The sequence below is a fragment of the Anaerolineae bacterium genome, from assembly GCA_014360855.1.
Classification (GTDB): Bacteria; Chloroflexota; Anaerolineae; order JACIWP01; family JACIWP01; genus JACIWP01.
Map to the genome: position 1 here is coordinate 568 of JACIWP010000352.1, position 2,140 is coordinate 2,707.

General features: G+C 68.7%; 1 protein-coding gene and 1 pseudogene (1 of these 2 cut by a window edge). Both read right to left on the reverse strand.

Annotated elements, in window-relative coordinates; all coding sequences use genetic code 11:
- Positions 1-1,675 (reverse strand): annotated as a pseudogene (locus H5T60_13865) (glutamate mutase L); it reaches 567 nt to the left of the window's first position.
- Positions 1,676-1,721: 46 nt separating this feature from the next.
- Entirely contained in the window at positions 1,722-2,114 is a 393-nt protein-coding gene (locus H5T60_13870) for a hypothetical protein (GenBank protein ID MBC7243519.1), read from the reverse strand.
- Positions 2,115-2,140: the final 26 nt, after the last annotated feature.

The following is a 2,140-nucleotide window of genomic DNA, read 5'->3' on the forward strand; positions in this document are numbered from 1 at the left end:
CCAGCGGAAGGGGCCGGCCGCGCGCATCCACCACAATCCCTAATGTGCCGCCGTCCACCTCGACCACGGCCTTGCGGCCCTTCCATCCCAGGTCAAAGCCCCGCGCCGGCCGGATCTCCAGCCGCGCTTTCTGCCCCAATCCCAGCGGGATTACCTCTATGGTACCGCTCTGCACCTCTACATCCAGGGAGCGGCCGTCCTCATAGCGCACGCGCAGGCGCAGGGCGATGCTCCCTTTCTTGCCATGGCCGTACGGCGCAATAATGGTCCCCAGGCCGAGGAAGGCATCGCGCTCCAGCAGGTGGGCGGCCGCCAGCGGCTCGACGGTCGCGATGGTGCCGGCGGCCGTTGCCAGCGAGAGTGCGTCCACGACCACGGTGCTGATGCCGGCCGGCTGTAACGCGTCCAGCATCATCAGCGCGGCCTGACCGGGCGCGGCAGTGTTCTCGAACACCGCGCCGGAGAGAATGATCAGGTCCCAACTGTTCGGCAGGCGGTCATTGTCCTGTGGGAAAGCCGGCCGGGCGTCCTCCAGCAGTGCCGCCGCCAGCTCGCGCGCGAGCGCATGCATCAGGCGCAGTTCGCGCGCACTGCCCGGCACCGCGCTGGGATACAGGGACAGGTTGTACAGCATCTCCCAGGCTTCATCCGGCTCCGGCGGCTCGGGAATCCAGCGCTGGAGCATGTCCATGCCGCGCTGTGCGGCGATGGCCGGCCCATGCTTCAGCCCCCATTGGGACCGCATGACCAGGTCGTGCTGGCCGCCGCTCGCCCAGTACACGGCGGATTGGCCGGCGCCCACCTGCAGGGCCACCGCCTTCAGCCCATAGCGGGCGGACAGGTAGCCCAGGGTATAGCGCATGGCCTGCGACGCCAGCAAGGGCTCCGCATGGGACCAACTGCACAGCGTCTCGAAACCGGGCACCTGCTCGGCGCGCACCTCCATGTACAGCCGCTGGAGGGCCTCCGCCAGCGGGGCGGTGTTTTCCACATCCAGCGCCGGCCGCACGTTGTCCACCACACGCACCTGGCAGAGTTCCCCCAGGATGGCACGCACCTGCTCCTGCAGTGCCGCATCGCCGGCGTACACCACCAGGGGCCGGGCATCCTCCGGCCGCACCTGGTACGCCAGGGCCAGGGCGCCGGCCGTGTCCAGCATGCGCCGCGAGGCACCGCCATCCACCCCTCCCACCAGCACCAGGACATCCGCCTCCGCCTGGTCCAGGCGCTCCAGCAGGCGAATCATGCCCTCCGGCTGATCCAGGCGGTCCTCCAGGGAAAGGGTATCCACCAACACAGCCGGGCAGGACGCCAGCGCGCGGCGGGCGCTGGCCAAGCTGACATCATGAGCCAGGCCGGCCAGGAACACCCGCAGGGGAGCGCCGGCGCTGACGCTCACCACGCAGGTATCCACCCCCTGGCCGCTCTCCCGCTCCGGCATAAGGAGCATGCCCTGTTTGTCTATCAGGTCGCGGCCGACGATGGCCTCCAGTTGGGCGGTACTGGCGATCACGCCCGGCATAATGTGCGCCGCCGGCGGACGATGGGTGCTGAGCACGCGCCCCTGTCCCAAAAGGCGGAACTGCCCGTCCACCACGTCCAGCAGTGTGGCGCGGGTGAACAGGTTGCCGCAGTCCACCGCCAGGATGGAGGAAAGAAGCCCGGAATCGCTCATGCCCACGCACTCCTTTTTCGAAGTCCCGCCGGCCCCCTGATGTCCATCACCCACCCAGCAAGCCAATGGTCTGCAGGAGGAAATGGAGCCGATCGACGAGCAGGGTGAAACGGGCGATGATGGCGCTGGCGAAGAGGGCGCCGAAGGTCACCAGCATGAACCAGCGCCCCAGCCGGCCCCAGCCCCTGCGGATGCCGGCCAGCAGTCGGCCGGCCCCCTTCCCGGCCGGCTCCGTGTAGTAAAAGTACAGCAGGACGCCGATGGTGCCCAATGCCAGCAGGAGGGCATTGATCAGGCCCAGGGGCCGGCCGGCGTAATCGGTCGGGTTCAGGGAAATCCAGGAAGAGCGAAGCTGGGAGGCCAAGGTACCCAGCAAGGCCCCGCCCACGGCCAGCGCCGCCCCCACCCCGAACAGCCAGGCCATGGTGATGTTGCCCATCCAGCTCGTACTGCGCTTGCCCTTGG